This window comes from bacterium (genome assembly GCA_016708025.1).
Taxonomy (GTDB): domain Bacteria; phylum Zixibacteria; class MSB-5A5; order GN15; family FEB-12; genus FEB-12.
The window spans coordinates 1,466,343-1,486,155 of the sequence record JADJGQ010000001.1; the positions used below are offsets into that span (position 1 = coordinate 1,466,343).

The window sequence follows — 19,813 nt, forward strand, 5'->3', positions numbered from 1 at the left end:
TCCTCATCGGATCACCGCCACATCGGTGAAGGCCGTTTTGGTTTCCCCGGCAAAATCGATGACGATTCGACAGCGGTACACTCCGGGGGTCACATCGCTGCACTGCCAACCATACTCGTTGGTCCCTTGAAAAGCCGGACCATTCATTGACGCTATCTCTCTCCCCGACAGATCATAGATGGTCATCTCAACCCGATTGGCCGCCTCCCCGAGAATATAGCGGAAGGTTGTCGAACCCTCCGTCACCGGGTTCGGATAATTAAAGAAGCTCTTTTCGGCGAACTTGTCCGGCGAGGTCACCGGATCATCCAATTGATCGACCGGGAGCGCAAAGCTCCCCTGGGCATCATGCCCGGCCATCGGCCAGTAATTGCGCGTTGAATCGGTCGAGATGTTCCAAGCATAAAACCAGCCATCCACTCCCACATACCCCAGCTTGGCGGTTGTATCCGAATGGAATATTACCGGCGAACCAACGCCAAGCTCACCCGCTGAGAGCGGGAATCCGTACGATTTCCCCAGACCGAATGAGTAGATATTCCCGATCCCGGTCGGGAAGATCATCTCCGGTACACCGGAATGATTTAGATCGCCATGGATCGGCGCCGATATCACTGAATCCGATGGATACCGATCATTGATCTCCACCGGGAAATTGGTCAGCAACTGAGCTCGACGGTCAAATGCGTATATCGCATTGCGGCCGCCAATGATCATGTCGGCGTAGCCATCCAGATCGGCATCTCCCGCTACCGGGTTGGCCGAAAAACCAAAGCCCGTCTCTCCCTCTTCCAGAATCCGAAGCACAGGATCTGTCCCGGCAGTATCGATCGTCGCGTAGATGATCCAGCCATCGGGCGAAGCCGCCAGAATCTCCGGCTGGCCATCACGATCCATATCGCAAACCACAGGACCCCAATTGTAATATCGCGGGAGTTCCAGCGTCACCGAAGGTGTATCCAGTACCGTCAATCGGGTGACCAGACTGTCGCCATGCATCACCACTGCTCTATTGCCCATCAGGCAGAGCCCATGATATTGCTCATCGATCACGTTGAAAGCGCTGTGTGGCGATACTGGATTGTCGAACCCGTACACTCGACCAGAGTCGGTGAGAACAACAAACTGATTACTGAACGCCATGGCGATCGGCACCCCGGTTACATCATTGGTATTACCGGTGAAATCTGCCAAGCCGTTACCCGCATCATCATACTGCGTAAGGAAAACGACCTTACCGCCCGAGGCAGAAACTTGATACCCGATCGCGATCATTTTCATCGTGTCGGCTCCAAATGTCCCAACCACCGGCTGAGTAGTGATATCGCTATTGGCAATGAAGTAGGCCGGCATGATATGCTCGCGCCCCGGATGTACTGAAGCAAATGAACTGTCCCTGTATCGGGGGCATGCTGCGCAGGTGTCTGCGACATCCAAAAGATAATTCCCGCCGGATTCGGTCATGACATGCAGGAACCGTCCCGATGCAACGATCACTTCAGGCGAGCCGTCATTATTCATATCCTCAACTATTGGAGAAATTCCATATACCGGCTTCCCCACCCGCACCGGGAAACCGCTCGCCAGATTTTCCGTTTCCAGATCGAACAGCATAACACTGTCCAGATATGTGACATCGTGTGCCTGCGGAGCTCGGATCGTGTCACGGGTGATCCCGGTAATAAACACGCGGCTATTGTTGCCGCTGTTATCAATCGATGGTGGATTGGTGTTCGGGGTGAAGGATCGGTTGCGATCATCCCGGTACATATCTTCCGCTTTACCAAACCCGGACCGATAATAGCCACCGAAATTGATCAATCCGTCGGCTTCGATCAGCGTCAGGAATTTCCGCTCTGGATTTATCTGCAGGTCATTGTCATCAAAGTTATTGAGCCCGTCACCATCCCAGTCCAATCCGGCCACTGCCTCGTCTACGAGATAGATCAGCATTCCTGAACCGGGAATCAGGAAATCATACTCCCCGGTGAACTGCCGCGCCAGGTTGACCGGACCCTGTATGACATTGGTCGCTGAATCAACCAGAGCGGCTGTCTGCAACCCATCCGTCTCCTGAATGCGATTCTCGATCAGGTAAAATTCATTCTCCGAGATCGGCACTCGCGCGATCTTCGTCCCGTTCGAGGCGACCTCGGCCGCCACTACTCGGATATCCGAACCCTGGCGATAATCCACCACCGGGACATATCCAAGATAGGCACGCGACCAGGCATCCGGATAGATCGGGATCGCGCCAAAAACCTGACCGGTCTCAAATCCAAAATCGATCCCGGTCGAGAACCCGTTGTTGTCCATCAGCGAAAAATCGCCGACCTGCGACAGAAAATTGGTGGTGCTGTAGATATCCACCAACCCAAGTTGGTGGCCGAATTCATGCGCGAGCACTGCGTTGAGTGCTGTCGCCCGGTTATCCTGACTCGAGGTCTCTGGCATCAACAGCGCCGTTCTGACATACCGTGCCCCGCCATCCACCGGAATGGAATCGCCAAATCGAATGAACCCGGTGAACAGGTCAGAGCAGGTCTCCGGAAAACCGATATCATTCTGCCGATCCGATCCGGCATGGAAGAGAATGATCGCGTCATACAGGGAGAAGTCGATATTGGTGTCGCCAAGCATATGGAGCGTATCGGCGAGCCGGATGCAGTCCTCGAAATAATCCTCAAGTCCGATCACCACCGAATCGCAACGTCCGTAATACGACATCGGATGCGGCAGCGTGTACGCAGAATCGGAAACCTCCGGGAAATTGTGCCAGATAAGCGATACATGCCCTTCCGAGACCTGGTTCCAGTAGCGATCCAGCGCCATCATCTGGGCATTAAAGTACTCTTTGTTGTGCGGAGGAGGGTCGATCCAGTGGCCAACCTGATTATAGTAAGCCGCCGAATCAGTTGGATTTTCCAGCGGACGCGAGAAGTCCATTACCCCGCGGCCAGTCGTATTGGGATCGTCCGTCGTCTCTTCCTGGAAATTAAACCGAAGCGCCAGCACCCGGACCACCGCCTGCTGGTTCTCACCCAAAGCCGCTTTCGGCAACGACCACGGTTTATCCCGCTCGACTTGCAGCGCGGATGGTGTATGCATCGGGCCACACTCAGGCGTGAGGCACTGATGCGTTACTTTATTTTCGCCGGATGCCGAAACCGGTTTTTTCGTTCCGATCAGGATCTTGTCTGCCGGCACTACCGCAGTCGCGAACAGCACCATCAAACAGCCGGCCAATCCTATTGACCCAACCCACCTCTGTCTCTTCACCAACGAACATCCTTCCAGTTGCAGTCTAGAGCAAAATGGACAACGAGAAGCGTGTGATATTGGCCAATGCCACCGACTCACCGCTCGGAATATAGGCGACATCAAAACGGAACCGCTCCAGCGCATTGATCCCCGCGCCAAGCGTCCAGACCTTGACATCACCCTCTTCGTCGTAGACATAGCCGAATCGACCAGAGATCAGATTCAGGAAGGTCGCTTCGACACCACCGTTGAAGACCGCTTCTTTGAGCAGCTCATCGGTGAAGCTGTCATTCAGTCCAACCATCATTTTGTTGTACTCGGCCGTGACGGTCACTCGCGTGTCGCGGCTGCGCAGCAGCTTGTAGGCCGCTCCAACCGACAGGTTGCGCGGAAGATCGTCCGCCTGGTTGGCATCGATGTACGTCATCTTCGGACCAAGATTGGTCAGCGCCATACCCAGGTTCAGCTTGTCGCTGGCATGATACAGCAATCCGAAGTCGAGTGCAAACCCATACGAGGTCCCCTTCCCCTTTTCCGCCGCCGCTCCCTGCTCGGCAAGATGCGACCAGAGGAACTTGGCAGAAAGTCCGCCCTTGAGCTTGTTGGTCAGGGATGTTCCGTAGGAACCCTGGAACGCGAAATCAAACGCATCGAATGTGCCCAGATCTTCTGCGTTCTCACCGGTACGGGTGATCGTTCCGTATGAAATGAAAGAGGTCGACAGGCCAACTGTCCCGCCAATACTCCCCACCGGGAAGACGCCAGAGAAATACGTGTAGTAAAGGTCGTCCGCAAGTTCAGGCAACCACTTCACATACATCGTGGAGATCTCCGGATGAGCGGAAGCGCCTGTCACCATACGACGATCGCTCGCCGCCCACAACTGTGAGTTCACCATCGAAACACGTCGCGATGGTTCGTCACCAAGGCCGCGGAAATCGCTCCGCCGCCACTCTTCCCGCGAATACTCCAGCAATCCGGCTTCCGTCCCGACATAGACGATCTCGTCATACCAGTCGATCGAAGTAACCGGCGAGGATGCCGCGTTTTTGTGGATGAGGACCGTGCGTCCCGGAGGAATGATCCCTTCCGGAAGGTCATTGACCACTTTGAGTCCTTCGGTGTACTCTGCAAGTGTGGTGCCGCTGAGGTCTTTGCGCAGCGCCGCAACCTGTGCGATCGTCATGATCGAATCAGCTGTATACTCGCGATAGCCCGGCATCTGCCAACCATCACGGGTCATCATGATCACGCCTTGATCTGTTCCGATCCAGACACTCTGTCCCGGAATGCCACCGAGTACCGAGGAGACCTCTCCGTTCAGGATCCCAAGGTACGGGACATTGATCACCGTCCCCGGACCGGGGTTATTGAGATTCTCCATGCCCACGTTGGCCGCGCGATACTTCTCTTCGAATCTCCGCAGATCAGTCGGCGAACCATAGATCGTGTATTTCGCCGCGATCTTGGCCGAAGTGTCGTCGATCAGAACGGTATAGGGGAATGTGTTCGACCACTTGACACCGTCAAACCGATAGAGGTCTGCATCCACGACCGCAAACAGTTCGTTTCCGGTACCGGCAGACATTGCCGATACTCGCCCAATGGGGGCAGCGGATGAGGTATCAAACGGTTCGATCGTCAGCCCATTAAACTTAGCCATTCCGGCAGTTGTGCCGATCAGCGTTGTAGAACTGAATGTACGCAGACAGGTGATCGAGTCGGAAGGCAATCCGCCCTCGGTCGTGAAGGTCTGCCAATTTTTGCCGTTGTAGCGAACCATCCCGGCCGTGGTGCCTATGATCAGTAAATTGTCCTGCGAGGTCAGCACGGTAGGCTCGCCCGATAGTTTCACTGAAAACGGAAACGTCACCTCTTCGGGGATAAACCGGTTCCTGGAGCGCTCTACCGCAAACTGGATCCGCTCGGTCTCCCGCGCGGTTAGCGCAGAATCTTTCTTGGCATCGTTAAAGATCGACTGTGCCTCGGCAAATCGATCCCAATTTATACGCACCTGTGACCAGGCCTCAAGAATCGAGTCGAGTGACTGCTCGAGCCCGGCGCGGTCAGAATAATCGGACGGCGCCATCGCGATCACCGCATCGCGGAATCCCTGGACATCGGACTTCGGTGTCCGATTGTTGGCCGCCGCGACTTTGTCTATCAAAGCCGGAAGTTCATCCGGATTGGTCACGTTGTAATACCGGGTTGTTAGTTGAGCAACCGTCTGGTCAGTTCTGGTCGCCTGTACTTCACCGGCCGACCACTTTCCCGCCTTGGAGCGAAGCAACCCCTGCGAGGTGATCGCCCAGATCTCGTAATCCTCAACACTGCTTCCCTTGCCGGAGCGCAAGGCCGCCAGACTTTTGATCGGGCGATACTGCGCGGGGATATTCGTTTCAATGGAGCTGTTGGAGAGCGGATAAGCTCCCAAACCGGCAGGGTTGTAGTGCGTAGCGGTCGCATCATCCGCGATAGCCACAAATGCTTCACCCATACCTGCGGCGCGCGCACCGGGTGCAATTCTCAGGAATAACACCGCAGCGTTGGAGATATCCGCGTAACTCGTGGAAACCATTCCGGTCACCAGAAGAAGGATAGCCAACAGGCAGGTCACTTTGATCTTCATTAGTTCAGACTCCAGTACTATTAGTTAATAACCACTATCTTGCCAAATGATTCGACTGTCTCGCCTCCCCCGGAAGGGACGGCACTGACCTTGTATACATACACTCCGGTGGCGACCCGATCCCCTTCGACATCCCGGCCATCCCACATCACGCGGAAATGGTCGTTCGGATAGATCGAGGCGATAAGATTCTGCCCGGAAAAACTTCTGATCTTGCGACCGGCCACGGTGAATATCTCCACCGACATCCGATCAACATCATCCGTCAATTCAAAATAAAAGGTCGTCTGCTCCTGCATGGGATTCGGATAGTTCAACAGGTCCTGAATCGCCAGACGTCCCGGACTCGAGACGGTCGCGGTAAACTCCGTTGTTGACGAATTATTGGCGTTATCCCAGGCCTTTATCTTGAATGTGTGCTCCCCCTGGCTGAGCGAGCCTAGTGGATAGGCCAACCGGCCGCTCCGATAGGACCCCTGGTCATAGGAGAAGTCATCTGATAATTGTATCGGCTGATCGGCCCGATTATCAAGTATCAGGGATATCCCATGTCCAAGTCCCCCAGCGACATTGATACCGGAACTATCCTCTATTTCCACCAGCAGAGTATCCTGCAACCAGACGTAATCCCCGTCCCGGAAATCGGGCCGCCCGCTGATACTGTACCCTATGCTTGGGCCCGTAGAATCAGTGGTGACCGCAACCTGAGTCGACACCGGAATTGAGTCGACCAGACCGACTGCATCTATGCTGTCCAGAATAGCATAGGCGAGCACCTTCGCCCCCTGGCCACCAAAACTGATATCGAGAGGCGAGATAAAGTCTGCTTCAAACTGACCATTCGTGATTGCAACCGAGCCACGGAACAATGTCGGCCCGGCTAACTTGTAATTGACTTCCTGCGTCACCTGTCCGGCGCTGTTCACCAGACGGTACGTTCGGTCGCGGTCTGAATCAAAGACCGTCAGGATCAACTCACCATCAGACAAGACCGGCTGACCCGATCGGTCCAGGACACGTCCGGCAACCCGGCTCCCGCCAAGCGCCATCAGACTATCCGGGTCCTGGGTAAATTCGATCCGCAAACGCGGCATCCCAAGTTTCAGGAACGGATCTCCGAAATAGACATATGCCCGGTCGTTGTCCTCGGGAGATGGTATTGTGTCATTTCCATACTGCCTGAGCATTTTCGCCGCGAAAAGCGCCTGACAGATAGTCAACGAATCGTCGTACATTAACAGGTCGAAGACCTCTCGATTAAATGCGGCATTGTCCGACGAAAAGACGAGACGCGTGGCGGAGATAACGCCGACTGCACCGCCCGACGGCATCGTCAGGAAATCTTCTCCCATCGCCTGACGACCTGGATCATCGAAGAAACCAATGGCGCACGATGCCGTGAAGATCAGCGGGAGACGATCGATATCGCGAAGCTTCGGCAGATCACCGGTTCGGGTGAAAACATGCTCATGCGCCCAGACATCCGGATTTCCATGCCCGACATAATTCACCACCAGCGAACCCTTGTTGATCGCCTCGACAATAGCTGTATTGACCGCCGGCTTCTCACCATTCACGAATGGATAATCCCATAAATAGATCTTGTTCCGCATGAAATGGGCCGGAAGGTGAGCGCGCTGTAATTGTTCGGTTTGCGTTGCGTGAAATGTCTCGGTATTGAACTGACCATATTCATCATCCGCCACCAGCGTGACATTGGTCCGCCACGGTCCGAGATCGGTGCTGGATTCGTAACTCTTGATCTTGTTGACGATATTAGCAATTTCCGTACGGCTTCGGACCGGCCAGCGGGCCGACATCATATCAAATCCGCGGTCTCCCAGGAGATAACTCCGGTCGCCGTCCAGTATTCCGTAGGTACCGAAGTAAACATAGTTGTCGTCGCCGTATGAGGTCCCCAGAGAGTTCCCTTCCAGTGCGTTGATGTATGTCGGGATATAATTCGCCTGGTTGGTACGCAGACGATTGAGCCAATCGTAATTGGCATCACCGACCAGTAACACTGCCGATGGAGCCGGGTCAGGGTAGTTTTCATACGCGAATTTCAGATAGTCGCGTATCGCCGTCGGATCGGGCATCCCCCATGAGAAATTGTCATATAGCGACTCAAGCGTCACAACCTTGATCGCGATCCCATCCGCTTCCCGGTAGGCCACATATTCATCCATGGCCGTTACCAGGCTTTGCGGGGTGACAATGATCAGATCGGTTTGTGCCGAATTCCCGCGCATCGCGACTGGAGTGACGCTCTGGATAGAGACCGGCGCCAGGGCTACCGTTGTGGTGACACCGTAGAACCGATTAGTACCCGCAGATTCGAGCATCGTTTCAAACGACAACAGCCCGCCTCCGCGCTGGTAACCGGTCAGAAAGACCGGCTTCTGCGGATCGGCCAGATCAAGCAACCAGGGTGCGACCGTGAAATTATCCTGCACCTGCACCAGCCCGCGCCCATTTGACAACTTGAGATCCAGGTCGATCTGGTTGTTCGCCGGAAGCAGACGGCTCATATACGAGATCTCGACATAATCGAAATATGGTGGTACGTCACTGGCGACAGGCGTCAAGCTGACATCGATATCATTCAATCCGTCCACCAGCGAGCGAGTCCCAAACCGGCAGAAACTTGCCGTCCTGATCGGATTCAGTCCGATCACTCCGTTAACCGACACACTCATGTACGACCCGGTCCCGGAAACGCCGGTTTTCCCCTGCAGATAGAGCATCGCCGAATCATTGGCGATCACGCCGGGCGTCGGCACAAACAAGCTCAATGTCCGCTGATCGGTCCAGTACCAGTTGTAATAATCGCTCACGTGATTGCTGGCATCTTCGGAGAGGAGATTGTCCTGCTCAACATGCACGCGACGGCGCACTGTTGTGATCGTGGTATCTTCTGTGCCGGATGGCGCTACTGAAGCGACAGCCATACGCACCGGCGAACCACTGAATCCACCGGAAGCAACCGTCAGCCAGTAGATATTCTGGTTGGTGTAGATATTGTTGAGCCACTGGGTCGGCTGGTTGTCGAAATAGAGAAAGCGATTGGGCGCTTCCCCGAAGAAGTAGATCGCGTCACCCGCTCCGATAATTCCATCGCCACCATCTTCGATTCGAATCGCCAGCTCGTTAAATTCGGGGCGCGGATTTTCATTCCGCATATCCACCGGCTGGCCGCCGCCGTTGAAAACTCGTATCGAGTCGGACCGAAGATTCGTCAGCGAGATCCCCGCCGCCTGCAATTGTGCGCCGGTCACCCGATAAAGTCCAGTCTGCGTCACCGCCAGTTTGAGCCAGATCGATGACAGCACGAACGGATTCTCTTCCGCCGCGATCTTTCCAGCGGCTCTATCTGACTCCACGCGCCATTTTTGCGCTTGATCGAAATTGATGACCGAACGTGAGAAAACTCTATCAAAGATGGGATCAGCAACAGATCCGGTTCCGGACTTATCCCCGCCATCAAACGCCACCCGGATATTCACCTTGCGATAGTAGGCATCTCCCACTACCGGCGAGATCTTCAGAGCAACCAATTGCCGTCCGCGGACTACTCGCGGTTTGTCCAGACTGACCAGCGGAACATTGGCTGACAGATCGCTTACTAACTCAGCGGCCCCCTTCAAATCCTCTCCACTTGCAGAAACGAGGCGGGGGGTCGAACCGACCGGCATACACAACTGGACTGTCGCGACAAATGCGACGGTCGAATCAGGATATGCAACTTTGGTCAGGGAACTGAGATCGGTGATCTCATAGCTGAAACTGACTTCATCAGGGGAAGCGCTGAGCAGTTTACCGGAGGAAGGAGAACCAAATGCGGCAGGCGCAACAAAACAGAGGCAGACAATAAAAAACGACTGCCACAAAAAGAGATACCCGCCCGACCGCAACCCGGTCAGGGAGCTTCCTAAGATTTTAGCACTGGCTAACTGCCGATTCAACAATTGCTATCCTGGCTGAAACGGTTTGTTCTGTTCGTTAGCTACGTGCTATAATCTTTCTCCTCTGTTTGTACAGACGTTAAGCGACATAAATCGCCGAAAACTAATAACTTCCGTCGAAAAAGTCAATATCTCCCCCTCACTCCCTGGGCTTGTTGTCGCAAATTCCCGGCCAACAATCGGCTCCATCCCCGAACTTTCGATGAATGGTTCTGATTTGCAACGACTTAGAAAACAGGAGGACTCCAACCCGCTTTCATCTGTAGGACCCGGTCGCTCCCCATTTATTCAACTAAACTGAACTTCAATTCACAAATCGGCCGTCTTTTCCAGCCCCTTACCCCTAATAGCGCCTGAGGTCGTCCTGAAGTTCCCTACTTTGTTTCTCGGTCTCGGACTGTGCGTCATAAACCGCATCCCGATACTGCGACGCACTGCCTGACGGATAAAAGACAACACTATAGTTCTTGAAGAACTGGCCACGGAACTTCTCCAACAATTCCATGCTCGACTGGTCAAAAACGCGATCGATCTTCATCTCTTCCATAGCCAGATCAACCACATCTTCGTAGGCGGCGAAGATCGAGCGCTGAGATTCGTTCGACCGTTCAACCATCGATCGCATATCCGCGGCCGGTGTCTCTACTCCCCGCGCCTGATTTCCCGCATCCCAGTCATCGGCCACCCGTTCGCCATAGCGAAAATAATTCGCCGATACCGAATCCACCAAAGTCTTGAGAATCTCTGCCTTTTGCACCGGGTCCGCTGCGCGAATCCGCTCGCTGTACTCGGATCGAATCTCCCGCGCTCGCGTATCGGAGACTTCCGCCAACCGCTGCTTATCTTCGGGGCCGGTCTGAATGGTCACGCCGCAACCGTTCACCCACAATCCCAGCAGGATGACCACGAACGTCGCGGTCACCCCTCTTTGATATGCCAACTTCATACGTGTGCAGGCTGCGACTGCAACGCCTCCATCTCACAAGTAAAGTGACGCAACAGCGCCGGTTCGCGTGTAATGCGGTAACCGGGGATCTGGTTTTTCTGGGCCACGATCCGCTCGGCCACTTCTGCCACATAATCCAGATGTGAATTGGTGAACACCCGGCGCGGAATCGCCATTCTCACCAGTTCTTTGGTGGCACTGTACTTTTTGCCGGTTGCGGAATCTACCCCGCCGAACATCAGTGAACCGATCTCGACCGTACGCACCGCCCCCTCAACATAGAAAGCGATCGCCAACCCCTGTCCGGGGAATTGATCGACAGGAATATTCGGCAGCAACCGCCCGGCATCGACAAACACCGCATGCCCGCCGGTCGGCTCAATGATCGGCATTCCGGCATCCTTGATCTTCTCGCCAAAATAGTGCACCTGGCCTATGCGATAGTCGAGATAATCGAATTCGAGTACCTCTTCGAGTCCCACCGCCAACACATCGAGATCACGTCCCGCCAGCCCGCCGTAGGTCGGAAATCCCTCAATCACCACCATCAACTCTGCGATCTTGTTATAAAGCTCTTCATTGTTGATCGCGATCAATCCGCCGATATTCGCCAGGCCGTCTTTTTTGGCGGACATCAGGGCACCATCGCAGCAGTCGAACATCTCATGCGCGATCTCCCGGATAGACTTCTCATGATACCCCGCCTCATCCCGCTTGACGAAATAGCAGTTCTCCGCAAATCGTGCCGCATCGAAATAGAACGGAAGCTTGTATCGATGGCAGATCTCTGCCGTCTCATGAATATTCGCCATCGAGACTGGCTGACCGCCCGAAGAATTATTGGTGACAGTCAACATCACCGCCGCGATCGATTGCACTCCCTTTGCCTTGATGAATTCCTCAAGTCGAACGATATCCATATTCCCTTTGAATGGGATCGGCTCATTCGATGATGCTTCCTTGCACGGCAGGTCTATCGGTATTCCCCCCTTATGCATCACATTGGCGCGGGTTGTATCAAAATGGGTATTATTGATGACATACTGCCCAGGCTTCATCATCGAACTGAACATCAGGTTTTCAGCCACTCTCCCCTGATGCACCGGGATCGCAAACTTCTTGCGGAAAAGCTGTTGGACACGGTTCTCGAACCGCCGATAGGATTGCGCGCAGGCATATGACTCATCCCCCATCATCAGCGCCGCCCACTGCGCATTGGACATCGCCCCGGTCCCTGAATCGGTCAACAGATCGATATAGATATCAACGGCATCTATTTTGAAAAGATTGTATTTGGCTGCCTGGATACGGGCGAGTCGCTCGCCACGGCTCATGAGCCGGATCGGCTCGATCGCCTTGATTCGATACGGTTCGGCAGGTTGACGTCGGACTCCCATGGGATAGTCTCCTTTGTCTCACGTTGTTGGTTAGCACACTTTCACTACTTCAACAACCCAGACTAGTCGACCGCCTTGATCCTCCGTCGATGGTACCTGAGGTCAAGATGGTTCGGGATTACAGACATATGCAACACGTTCATCCTCAGACCGATCTCAGTTTAAAGACCGGAACAATATGGCCGGTCACCAGACCGGCGTTGTTCTTGATCTCCGGACTATTATACCGAATAAGATGCGCAAAGTCATCCATGTTTTGCACGATCCCCAGTTGGCGCAAAACCTCCAGACAGATCACGCCAAGCCCCCTTGCGCCACCATCATGCACCTTGACCACGATCCCGATCCGCTGGTCGCGGAACCCGATCGCCTGGAGCGCTTCTGCTCCCCCTTTGCAGACCACATTGAAAGGAAATGACCGCATCAGGTTGAAATCAAATCGGTTCTCCCCAGAAAACAGCAGCGGGAACTCCGCCATCGCCTCCCGTATTCGAGCCAACGACTTCTCCGTTCGGTCTGCACTGTGGTTGGCCACTGCCAACCGCATGAAGCCAATCGCCAGATTTCTGAGCGGCATCGGAAAATTCGGCGCCGAACAGCCATCTGTCCCCATCAGCATCTGCTCTTCCGGATAGTCACAAACCTCCGAGATCGCCCTCTTCACCAGACGCTGCACCTCCCCCTCCGGATCAAGGTAACTCTCCGGCGGGACACCCAGATGCCGCGCCAGAGCCAGAAATCCGGAGTGCTTCCCCGAACAATTGTGCCGGAGTGGGTCTTTATCTTCCCCGTGCAACGGGTACTTGTTATCGGTCTGCATCCCTAGCGGCCAGTGATATCCGCATTTCAGGTGGGATGGCTCATTGCCGGCTTTCCTGAGATTTGATCGCACCACTGCGATATGCTCATCGGTTCCGGAATGTGACCCAGCCATGATGGAGAGATTCGGATTGGAAAACCCGTACTCATCTGCTCCCCCGCTCGCCACCAGCGGCACCAACTGGAACGGCTTGATCGATGACCGCGTCATCGTCACCATCTCCGGGTCGCCCAGACAATGAGTCACTCTGCCCGAGTCATCCACCACGGCGATCGATGCATAATGCGTCGCTTCGACTACCGACCCCCGATAGATCACTGCGCCCGGCTCCGCCCCTTTGGGTATGGTCTGCTGTATTACTTTCATGTCCATAGCACGCCTAAGGTAGATATTCAGAGGTGAAACGAAAGTTTAATCTTTGACAGCCTTGACTGCCCGTATTGCAAGGAACGCCGGGGTAGCCAGGGCCGCGTCAAACGCCTGTGGGTTAATGCGACGACTTCCCGGCGATGGTTTCGCCTCCAGCGTCCGGTCAATATGAAATCCCGCCCGCGAGAGTCCGCCGCTGATACTCTCGAACGTCTGATGATAACTCACCAGTTCCATGCCAGGGAGCATCCGCCAGCGATATGGCTCAGCAACACTGAAGTACACGGATTTTGTTTTTCGCTGTTCCTGAAGCATCTTGAAGGAAGATAATGGATGGTGAATTGAAAAGATCAGCACCCCGTCTGACCTGAGCAACTTACCGCACCGCTTGAAGAGACCATCCAGATTCCGGATATAATGAAAAGCGAGTGAACTAACCACCAGATCATACTCACCCGCTTTCGCCTTCACTCGCCGCATATCGGCATGAACGAATCTGGCGCCGCTCACTTCCTCCCGTGCGATCGCCAGCATCGATTCCGAATTATCTACCCCCGTGACTTTGCCTCCCATCCGCATGAGCTTACGCGTCAAAAGCCCTGATCCACACCCCAGCTCCAGGATCTTTCGCCCACGCACCCTCCCGCGCAGGAGCTTTGACATCATTGGCCATTCGAGTTGGTCATTGTAGAAACTTCGCGCGTTATCCGCGCGTTTCTCGTGATAGACCCGTGCATGACGATCATATTCTCGACGGTTCCGGTCACTCATCGCATGACTCACTTCGCCCGGATCAGCACCAGCGTCTGGTCATCTTCCTGCGCCCCAAACCCGTCCACCGACTTCAACAACTCCGCCCTGATCTCCGCTAACGGTCTGCCGACCTTCTCCCGGATCAGATGCTGAATCCGCTCCTCACCAAACATCTCACCAGACTTGTTTTCGACTTCGGTCAGTCCGTCGGTCAGGATCACCAGCAAATCGCCCGGCTTAACACTCAGTTGAGTCTGGGCAAACGGAAGGTCCTTCACCACCCCCAACGGCGGATTCTGACTCTCATGCGATGCACAGGTTTTGTCAACTCCATTAATATGCAGGAGCGACGGATGCCCCGCCCCCGTGTATGTCACCGAATGGTCCGTGTGCAATTCCAGATACACCCCGGTCGCGTACATATCCGGGCGCTTCAGCGCATACACCACATTATTGAGATCCGCACAGACCGTCTGCTCTGTCTTCCGAAGCAGCGTTGTTTTTAGCGCGCTTTTAATCATCGCCATCATTACTCCCGCTCGCACCCCATGCCCGGAGACATCGGCGACAGTCACGATCACCCGCTTCTCCATCAGCATCACATCCAGCATATCCCCGCCCACTTCGCTCGAGGCTGACGAACTCCCCAGAATCTCCCACTGCTCATTGTTGAGTGTAACTTCCGGAACGAGATGATCGTGAATCTCCTTGGCAAGTTCCATCTCCGCCTGAAGGTGCACCGTCTTGGCGCCTTCACCCCTGATGAATATGACGAACATCACATACCCGATCACGATTGCAACCACCATCACTAACCCTGTGATGGTGAAGCCGGCATTCCCTGTTGCCAGCGAGCCCGAGAAGAACATTCTCTGAGAGACCGGGACAGCAGCATTGAGGATGATTGGCAGCCAATAGTGACGTCCCTTGAAAAAAGCGTATGCCCAGCAGACCGCGATGGTTGCTGACCCGATCAACCACCCGGCCACATCCACCCAGTGCCATCCCTGGCCGACATTTGCGACCATCAGCATGGCTATCGGAGAGAAAACAAAGAAGATGGCCGTCAGCAGCGCAATTCGCGCACGCATGGACAGATTTCGATACAGTATGGCTGAATCCACTCAGTACTCTCCATTTGGGCTTGGGTTTGACGGAATATATATGATGAAACTCTTCCTGACCACTCAAACTCTTTCACTGTCTACCGTATTACTCCACGATTAGCGGAACCCGCCGCCCGTCTCCCCTGTTTTCTCCTTAGTCCGTGGCACGAGAGATCGACACTTGAACCTACTCATACGAAGGAATCGAACATGAACCATCTCGTTCTCGGCGGCACCGGCACGGTCGGCTCGGCCGTCGTCCAGGGACTGCTCGCCAAAGGCCAGACTGTCCGCGTCCTGACCCGCTCCGAAGAGAAATCCAAAGCCCTCCCGTCGGGCGCAACCGGCGTGGTCGGCGATCTGACCAACCCGCTTACCTATGATGCCATCTTCAAAGGCTCCGACTCCCTTTTCCTGTTGACCGCCAACTCGATCACCGAGACGTTTGAGGCGCTCTCAGCTCTGCATGAAGCAAAGAAGCTGAAATACAAAAAGATCGTTTACCTTTCTGTGCATTTCCCCGACTGGGGACGCCATGTTGCCCATTTCGGCGCCAAAGAGAATATCGAGCATGCGATCAAAGAATCCGGCATTCCGTACACGATCCTCCAGCCGAACAATTTCTATCAGAACGATTACTGGTTTAAGGACCCGATCCTTCAGTATGGCGTTTATCCTCAGCCGATCGGCGATGCAGGCATTTCGCGTGTCGATATCCGCGATATCGGCGATGCCGCCGTCAACGCCATGATCACCGACAACCACACCAACAAGACATATGCCCTGGTCGGCCCCGAAGCGGTCACCGGCAAGTCAACCGCCGAGGTTTACTCCCGTTTGCTTGGGAAAGAGATCAAGTATGGCGGCCATGATATGGATGCCTGGTATGAGCAGTGGAAACAGTGGATCCCGGTCTGGATGGCGTACGAATTCCGCATTATGTACGAACTCTTCCAGACGCGCGGCCTGAAAGCGACCCCGGCGCAGTTGAAAGAGACCGAGACGGTGCTCGGCCACGCTCCTCGCCGCTTCGAAGACTTCGCGAAAGAAATGATGGGCAAGTAAGTATAGTGGCTTGCTTAAGCTGAAATTCGTCATCGCGAGGCCCGCTCGTCAATTAGTCACGGGCCAGGCGAGGGGTCAGGAATGACTTTGGACTTCTGTTGGTTGAGCGGCTAACCTTGAATTTGACGGCAGACCTCGATTTGAACGGCAGACCTCCTGGTCTGCCGTTTTCATTCGAGCCATGGGGATGCCAGCTCGGAATGATCATGTTGTTGGGTTTGAGCGGGATGTATTTTCCGGAGAATGATTTGAATTGAGGCAGAGGACATCAGTCGGAGCATCGCCTCTATATAATGGGGCGCACTAAGTACTGACAAACGTAATACGTTTTAAGGGGAGAGATGAGAACTGGGCTGCCTGTGCGCTCAGCCCGATTCTCCACCTACACACCACCCACTTTCTTCTTGCCAATCCGGACTATTTTTGTCTACTTTATCGCAGGTGGGGTAGTCCCAGGGCTCACAAAGTAATCGTCACACGCGACGTGTCATCGGCGTTCCAAAGGGAGAGTCGTATGAAAAAGATGATGGCTACTGTTCTGGTGGTAGTATTCGCCGCGTCATTTCTGGTTGGCGCGTTGATCACGGAGACGAAAGCCGCTCCCCCCTGCCGGATCGTCTGCAATGGCCTCGATGGCTACCGATGCTGCAAAGTAAAGGGGCGTTGACTCCTACGGCACGATCATCGATCGACTTAACGTCAAGCCGATCTGATTCCGCGGACTTCGCAGTTTGTTGCTTGAATGCAAGATTCTTGGAATCGACAGGATATCAAGTGAGACCCGAGCCCCACGATCCCCCACCCCGCCGGGCTCACGAAAATGCAAAGAATACGTCCCATTTGCGAGCGGAGCCCCACAACCGAAACTATACCCCACCATTAGCCGCCCGTCCGCGGTGGCGATTCAATCAATCCGGTCAGCGACGCTTTGTCGAGCGAATTGAACCGGATGACCGGAGGCTTTATTGTTTTTCTCCGATAGTAATTGACTGTAGCTGGTCCGCAATTCGATAGCCAGTAGTTTTTTGCCGGTCTCTATCTCAATGCCAATTCCCAGTGCTATCGTGAAGTCGGGATTGTTGAGATTGGCGATCTCACGTTGCGATTGCCCGCCCATGCCTCCAGTTCCGCCTGACCTCCTTTGACGGGCAAAGCAGCAGAGCAAGGCGCGGGTCCTACTAAAAACGTCGCTCCGGACAGCGGAATTAAGAATCCCGGTATCAACCATAAAAAGAACCCGGGCACTCAACTCGGAATTATTGAGGGAGTTACATCTGCCGCATACTGATTGCCGAAAATCTGTCTTCAGCGTCCCCTTCCCCCCTTCCGGATTGAAGCTGACTTCCGGCTGAATCGAAGAATTGATTCATCAAGCCGGTATGGTAACAAAACCCGCCGAACAAAATCCCCCTTGGCACTGGTGGAGCCAAGAGACAGCGCAGACTGGTTCTCTACCACTAATCCTGGAGGACCGAAGCGATAGTGAGTATTCTTTTGAACGGGCCGATGCGTAGCGGCCGACCTTTGAACGGTCGACGCACCTGCCCCACCGCGCCCGAAGTAGCGGAAAGCGACAAAAGCAGGAGACGGGAGCAAAGAACAAGACTACGCGATTTTGCATCGGACCACCCGGTTTTTGGCAGAGCGCCACCTAACGATCGTCGTTGCGCGCGGAGCAAGACTGTTCGTCGACCCGCTTCCACGTGAATTCTTCTAAGCGCATCATTCCCGCGCGAGGCGGAAAATCGGACATCGATTCTCAATCTCTACCTCGGCAGACGCTGACAACGAAGCATGAGTCAATAATCGACACTGGCCCGGATAGACACAATCAGCTCTGCGTCCAGTTTGGCAAAGCAATTCCCAGGTCATGCCACGCAGAGATAACACAACCACCAGTACCATGGCCGAATTTTCCGCCCGATTTCGGATCAGTGCGTAGATTTTCCGGTGCGCTGACGTCGGTCTGTCCCCCTGCCCAAGCCATCCAAGTGGCCCCTCTGGAATTCTCACGACCCGGCGAAATGTTGGCGACACGAGATTTGTCGAGATCAAGCCTGCGCAGTGACTATTAGTACAGCAGGGGAAAATCGGTTTATCACCATTCAAACCATAAGAAGCACGAACCAGTTCGATCTCACACCACCGCGACCAAGATGACCAATTACGGTATTTGCTTTCGATGACAAACTCCCTGCCTCGGACATTCAGACTACGATTGCTTCATTATGCGGTCATGATTATATCTCCTCAATGCGAAGATGTACATGAATAGCGGAGTGTCTGGCGACGGAGCGGGCTCAGGAGCCCACCATGAATGGTGGGCCACCTGCCACCCGGGCATGCTCCACGCAATTCGCGACTGTCTGATTCTAATCGCTACACTCTCCTGCATGTATCCGAAAATACGTCCCTACATCGAGGTACCACCAGTAACCATCGATGAAAAACTTAGGGACATCCTCTTCATAGAGTTGATAGATGAGTGCCTGCACGTCTGAGCGAACGGTTCGGTCCTCCCACCTGGCGTGTCCTTTAGTGAAGGATTCGAACTTTCCACTGACCGTGTCCGATCCTGTGCAGAAGACGCCATAGTCGGTGAAAGACCGTCTGTGTCGAATGATTCGTGTCGGGTTCGCACGGGGACTCAAATTGATAGTGGTCAACGATTGTCAACCTGTACGTTTCTTCCGAGCGACTGCACACTGAAGAAACGTCCATCAATGCGGATACATAGCCTGGATCGACAAGAGCATCTTCTTCGGAACAGTCCCAGGCAGTCATCTTTCCAAATACATCCGAGTAGCACTGGCGTAGCTAAGTTGCAATTTTCCATTGCTTACACAGATGAGCGCATATCCTCCCAGCGACAAGCCGTCACATCTCAGGCATACTTCAACTCCAGGAAGTGGTCGAAGAGCACGGTTAGGCTGTCCAATCCAAAATTCCCTTCATTTCAGATCCTTTGCGAATCGAGTTCAAGCGTAGAATCGACCTTTCCACAAGTCGCGATAAACGATGTACTTGCTTGGGTTCTCCCTCAAAGTCTTCAAAGTGACTACGAGATTATCTCGTCCTCCAAACCTGCCGGTGGTCTGAGCGCAAAAGGAGGATTTGGTAAGATGACCAGCACAGCCCGCGTGTTGTCACCACTTCCAAATACTTCAATCTATTCCCCGCCAATTCGTCACCCTTCATGTTTTGACTGCAATGTGAGCCGAGCGATTCCGGTCTGCCAGCAGTCGTGTCAGGTCCGAAAACGGATCTGACCTACGAAGCCCCCCTACACCCCCAGCTTTTTCAGCGTCTCCGGGATATCTCTGATGTGCGGCAGGCGTGCGCTGGATTTTGCCAACTGCTCCAGCTGCTGCTTTCGCCGTCCCCATCGTCCCCTCGACAATCGCGCGGCATGCCCATCCGCTTTCCGGGAGGCGCAAAAAACGCCGCCGATCATCACCAGCACTTTCCGGCTTTTTCATTTTCGGAATGATCATCGTCGCGC

The 19,813-nt window shown here is 54.3% G+C and carries 11 protein-coding genes; 2 read left to right on the plus strand and 9 right to left on the minus strand.

Annotated elements, in window-relative coordinates; genetic code table 11:
- Nucleotides 1–3: 3 nt before the first annotated feature.
- The 8 genes from IPH75_06375 to IPH75_06410 all read right to left on the minus strand — a co-directional run bounded on the left by IPH75_06375 (nt 4) and on the right by IPH75_06410 (nt 15,264).
- Nucleotides 4–3,279 carry a T9SS type A sorting domain-containing protein gene (locus IPH75_06375; GenBank protein MBK7141686.1) on the minus strand — a complete coding sequence of 1,092 codons (3,276 nt, stop codon included), beginning with the start codon at nt 3,277–3,279 and terminating at the stop codon, nt 4–6.
- A 25-nt stretch (nt 3,280–3,304) separates the two neighbouring features.
- Complete coding sequence (locus tag IPH75_06380) at nt 3,305–5,890, minus strand: PorV/PorQ family protein (GenBank protein ID MBK7141687.1); 2,586 nt, start codon at nt 5,888–5,890, stop codon at nt 3,305–3,307.
- 20 nt (nt 5,891–5,910) lie between these two features.
- A complete protein-coding gene (gene porU, locus IPH75_06385; GenBank protein ID MBK7141688.1) occupies nt 5,911–9,855 on the minus strand; it encodes a type IX secretion system sortase PorU in 3,945 nt (1,314 codons plus the stop codon).
- A gap of 343 nt (nt 9,856–10,198) precedes the next feature.
- Nucleotides 10,199–10,777 carry a hypothetical protein gene (locus tag IPH75_06390; GenBank protein ID MBK7141689.1) on the minus strand — a complete coding sequence of 193 codons (579 nt, stop codon included), beginning with the start codon at nt 10,775–10,777 and terminating at the stop codon, nt 10,199–10,201.
- A 20-nt stretch (nt 10,778–10,797) separates the two neighbouring features.
- On the minus strand, nt 10,798–12,198 hold the full coding sequence (locus tag IPH75_06395; protein MBK7141690.1) for a tryptophanase: 1,401 nt from the start codon (nt 12,196–12,198) through the stop codon (nt 10,798–10,800).
- 145 nt (nt 12,199–12,343) lie between these two features.
- Nucleotides 12,344–13,390, minus strand: a complete 1,047-nt coding sequence (locus tag IPH75_06400) for an asparaginase (protein MBK7141691.1) — start codon at nt 13,388–13,390, stop codon at nt 12,344–12,346.
- A 39-nt stretch (nt 13,391–13,429) separates the two neighbouring features.
- A complete protein-coding gene (locus IPH75_06405; GenBank protein MBK7141692.1) occupies nt 13,430–14,158 on the minus strand; it encodes a class I SAM-dependent methyltransferase in 729 nt (242 codons plus the stop codon).
- Between the two features lie 8 nt (nt 14,159–14,166).
- Nucleotides 14,167–15,264, minus strand: coding sequence for a serine/threonine-protein phosphatase (locus IPH75_06410; protein MBK7141693.1), 1,098 nt, complete (start codon nt 15,262–15,264; stop codon nt 14,167–14,169).
- A gap of 192 nt (nt 15,265–15,456) precedes the next feature.
- Here IPH75_06410 and IPH75_06415 point away from each other — a divergent pair, with 192 nt between their 5' ends.
- Together IPH75_06415 and IPH75_06420 are read left to right on the plus strand one after the other, a co-directional pair.
- Entirely contained in the window at nt 15,457–16,311 is an 855-nt protein-coding gene (locus IPH75_06415) for an NmrA family NAD(P)-binding protein (protein ID MBK7141694.1), read from the plus strand.
- A gap of 514 nt (nt 16,312–16,825) precedes the next feature.
- Nucleotides 16,826–16,978: a hypothetical protein gene (locus IPH75_06420; protein MBK7141695.1), complete on the plus strand. Its 153-nt coding sequence runs from the start codon at nt 16,826–16,828 to the stop codon at nt 16,976–16,978.
- A gap of 237 nt (nt 16,979–17,215) precedes the next feature.
- Here IPH75_06420 and IPH75_06425 read toward each other — a convergent pair whose 3' ends face one another.
- Nucleotides 17,216–17,428 carry a hypothetical protein gene (locus IPH75_06425; GenBank protein MBK7141696.1) on the minus strand — a complete coding sequence of 71 codons (213 nt, stop codon included), beginning with the start codon at nt 17,426–17,428 and terminating at the stop codon, nt 17,216–17,218.
- Nucleotides 17,429–19,813: the final 2,385 nt, after the last annotated feature.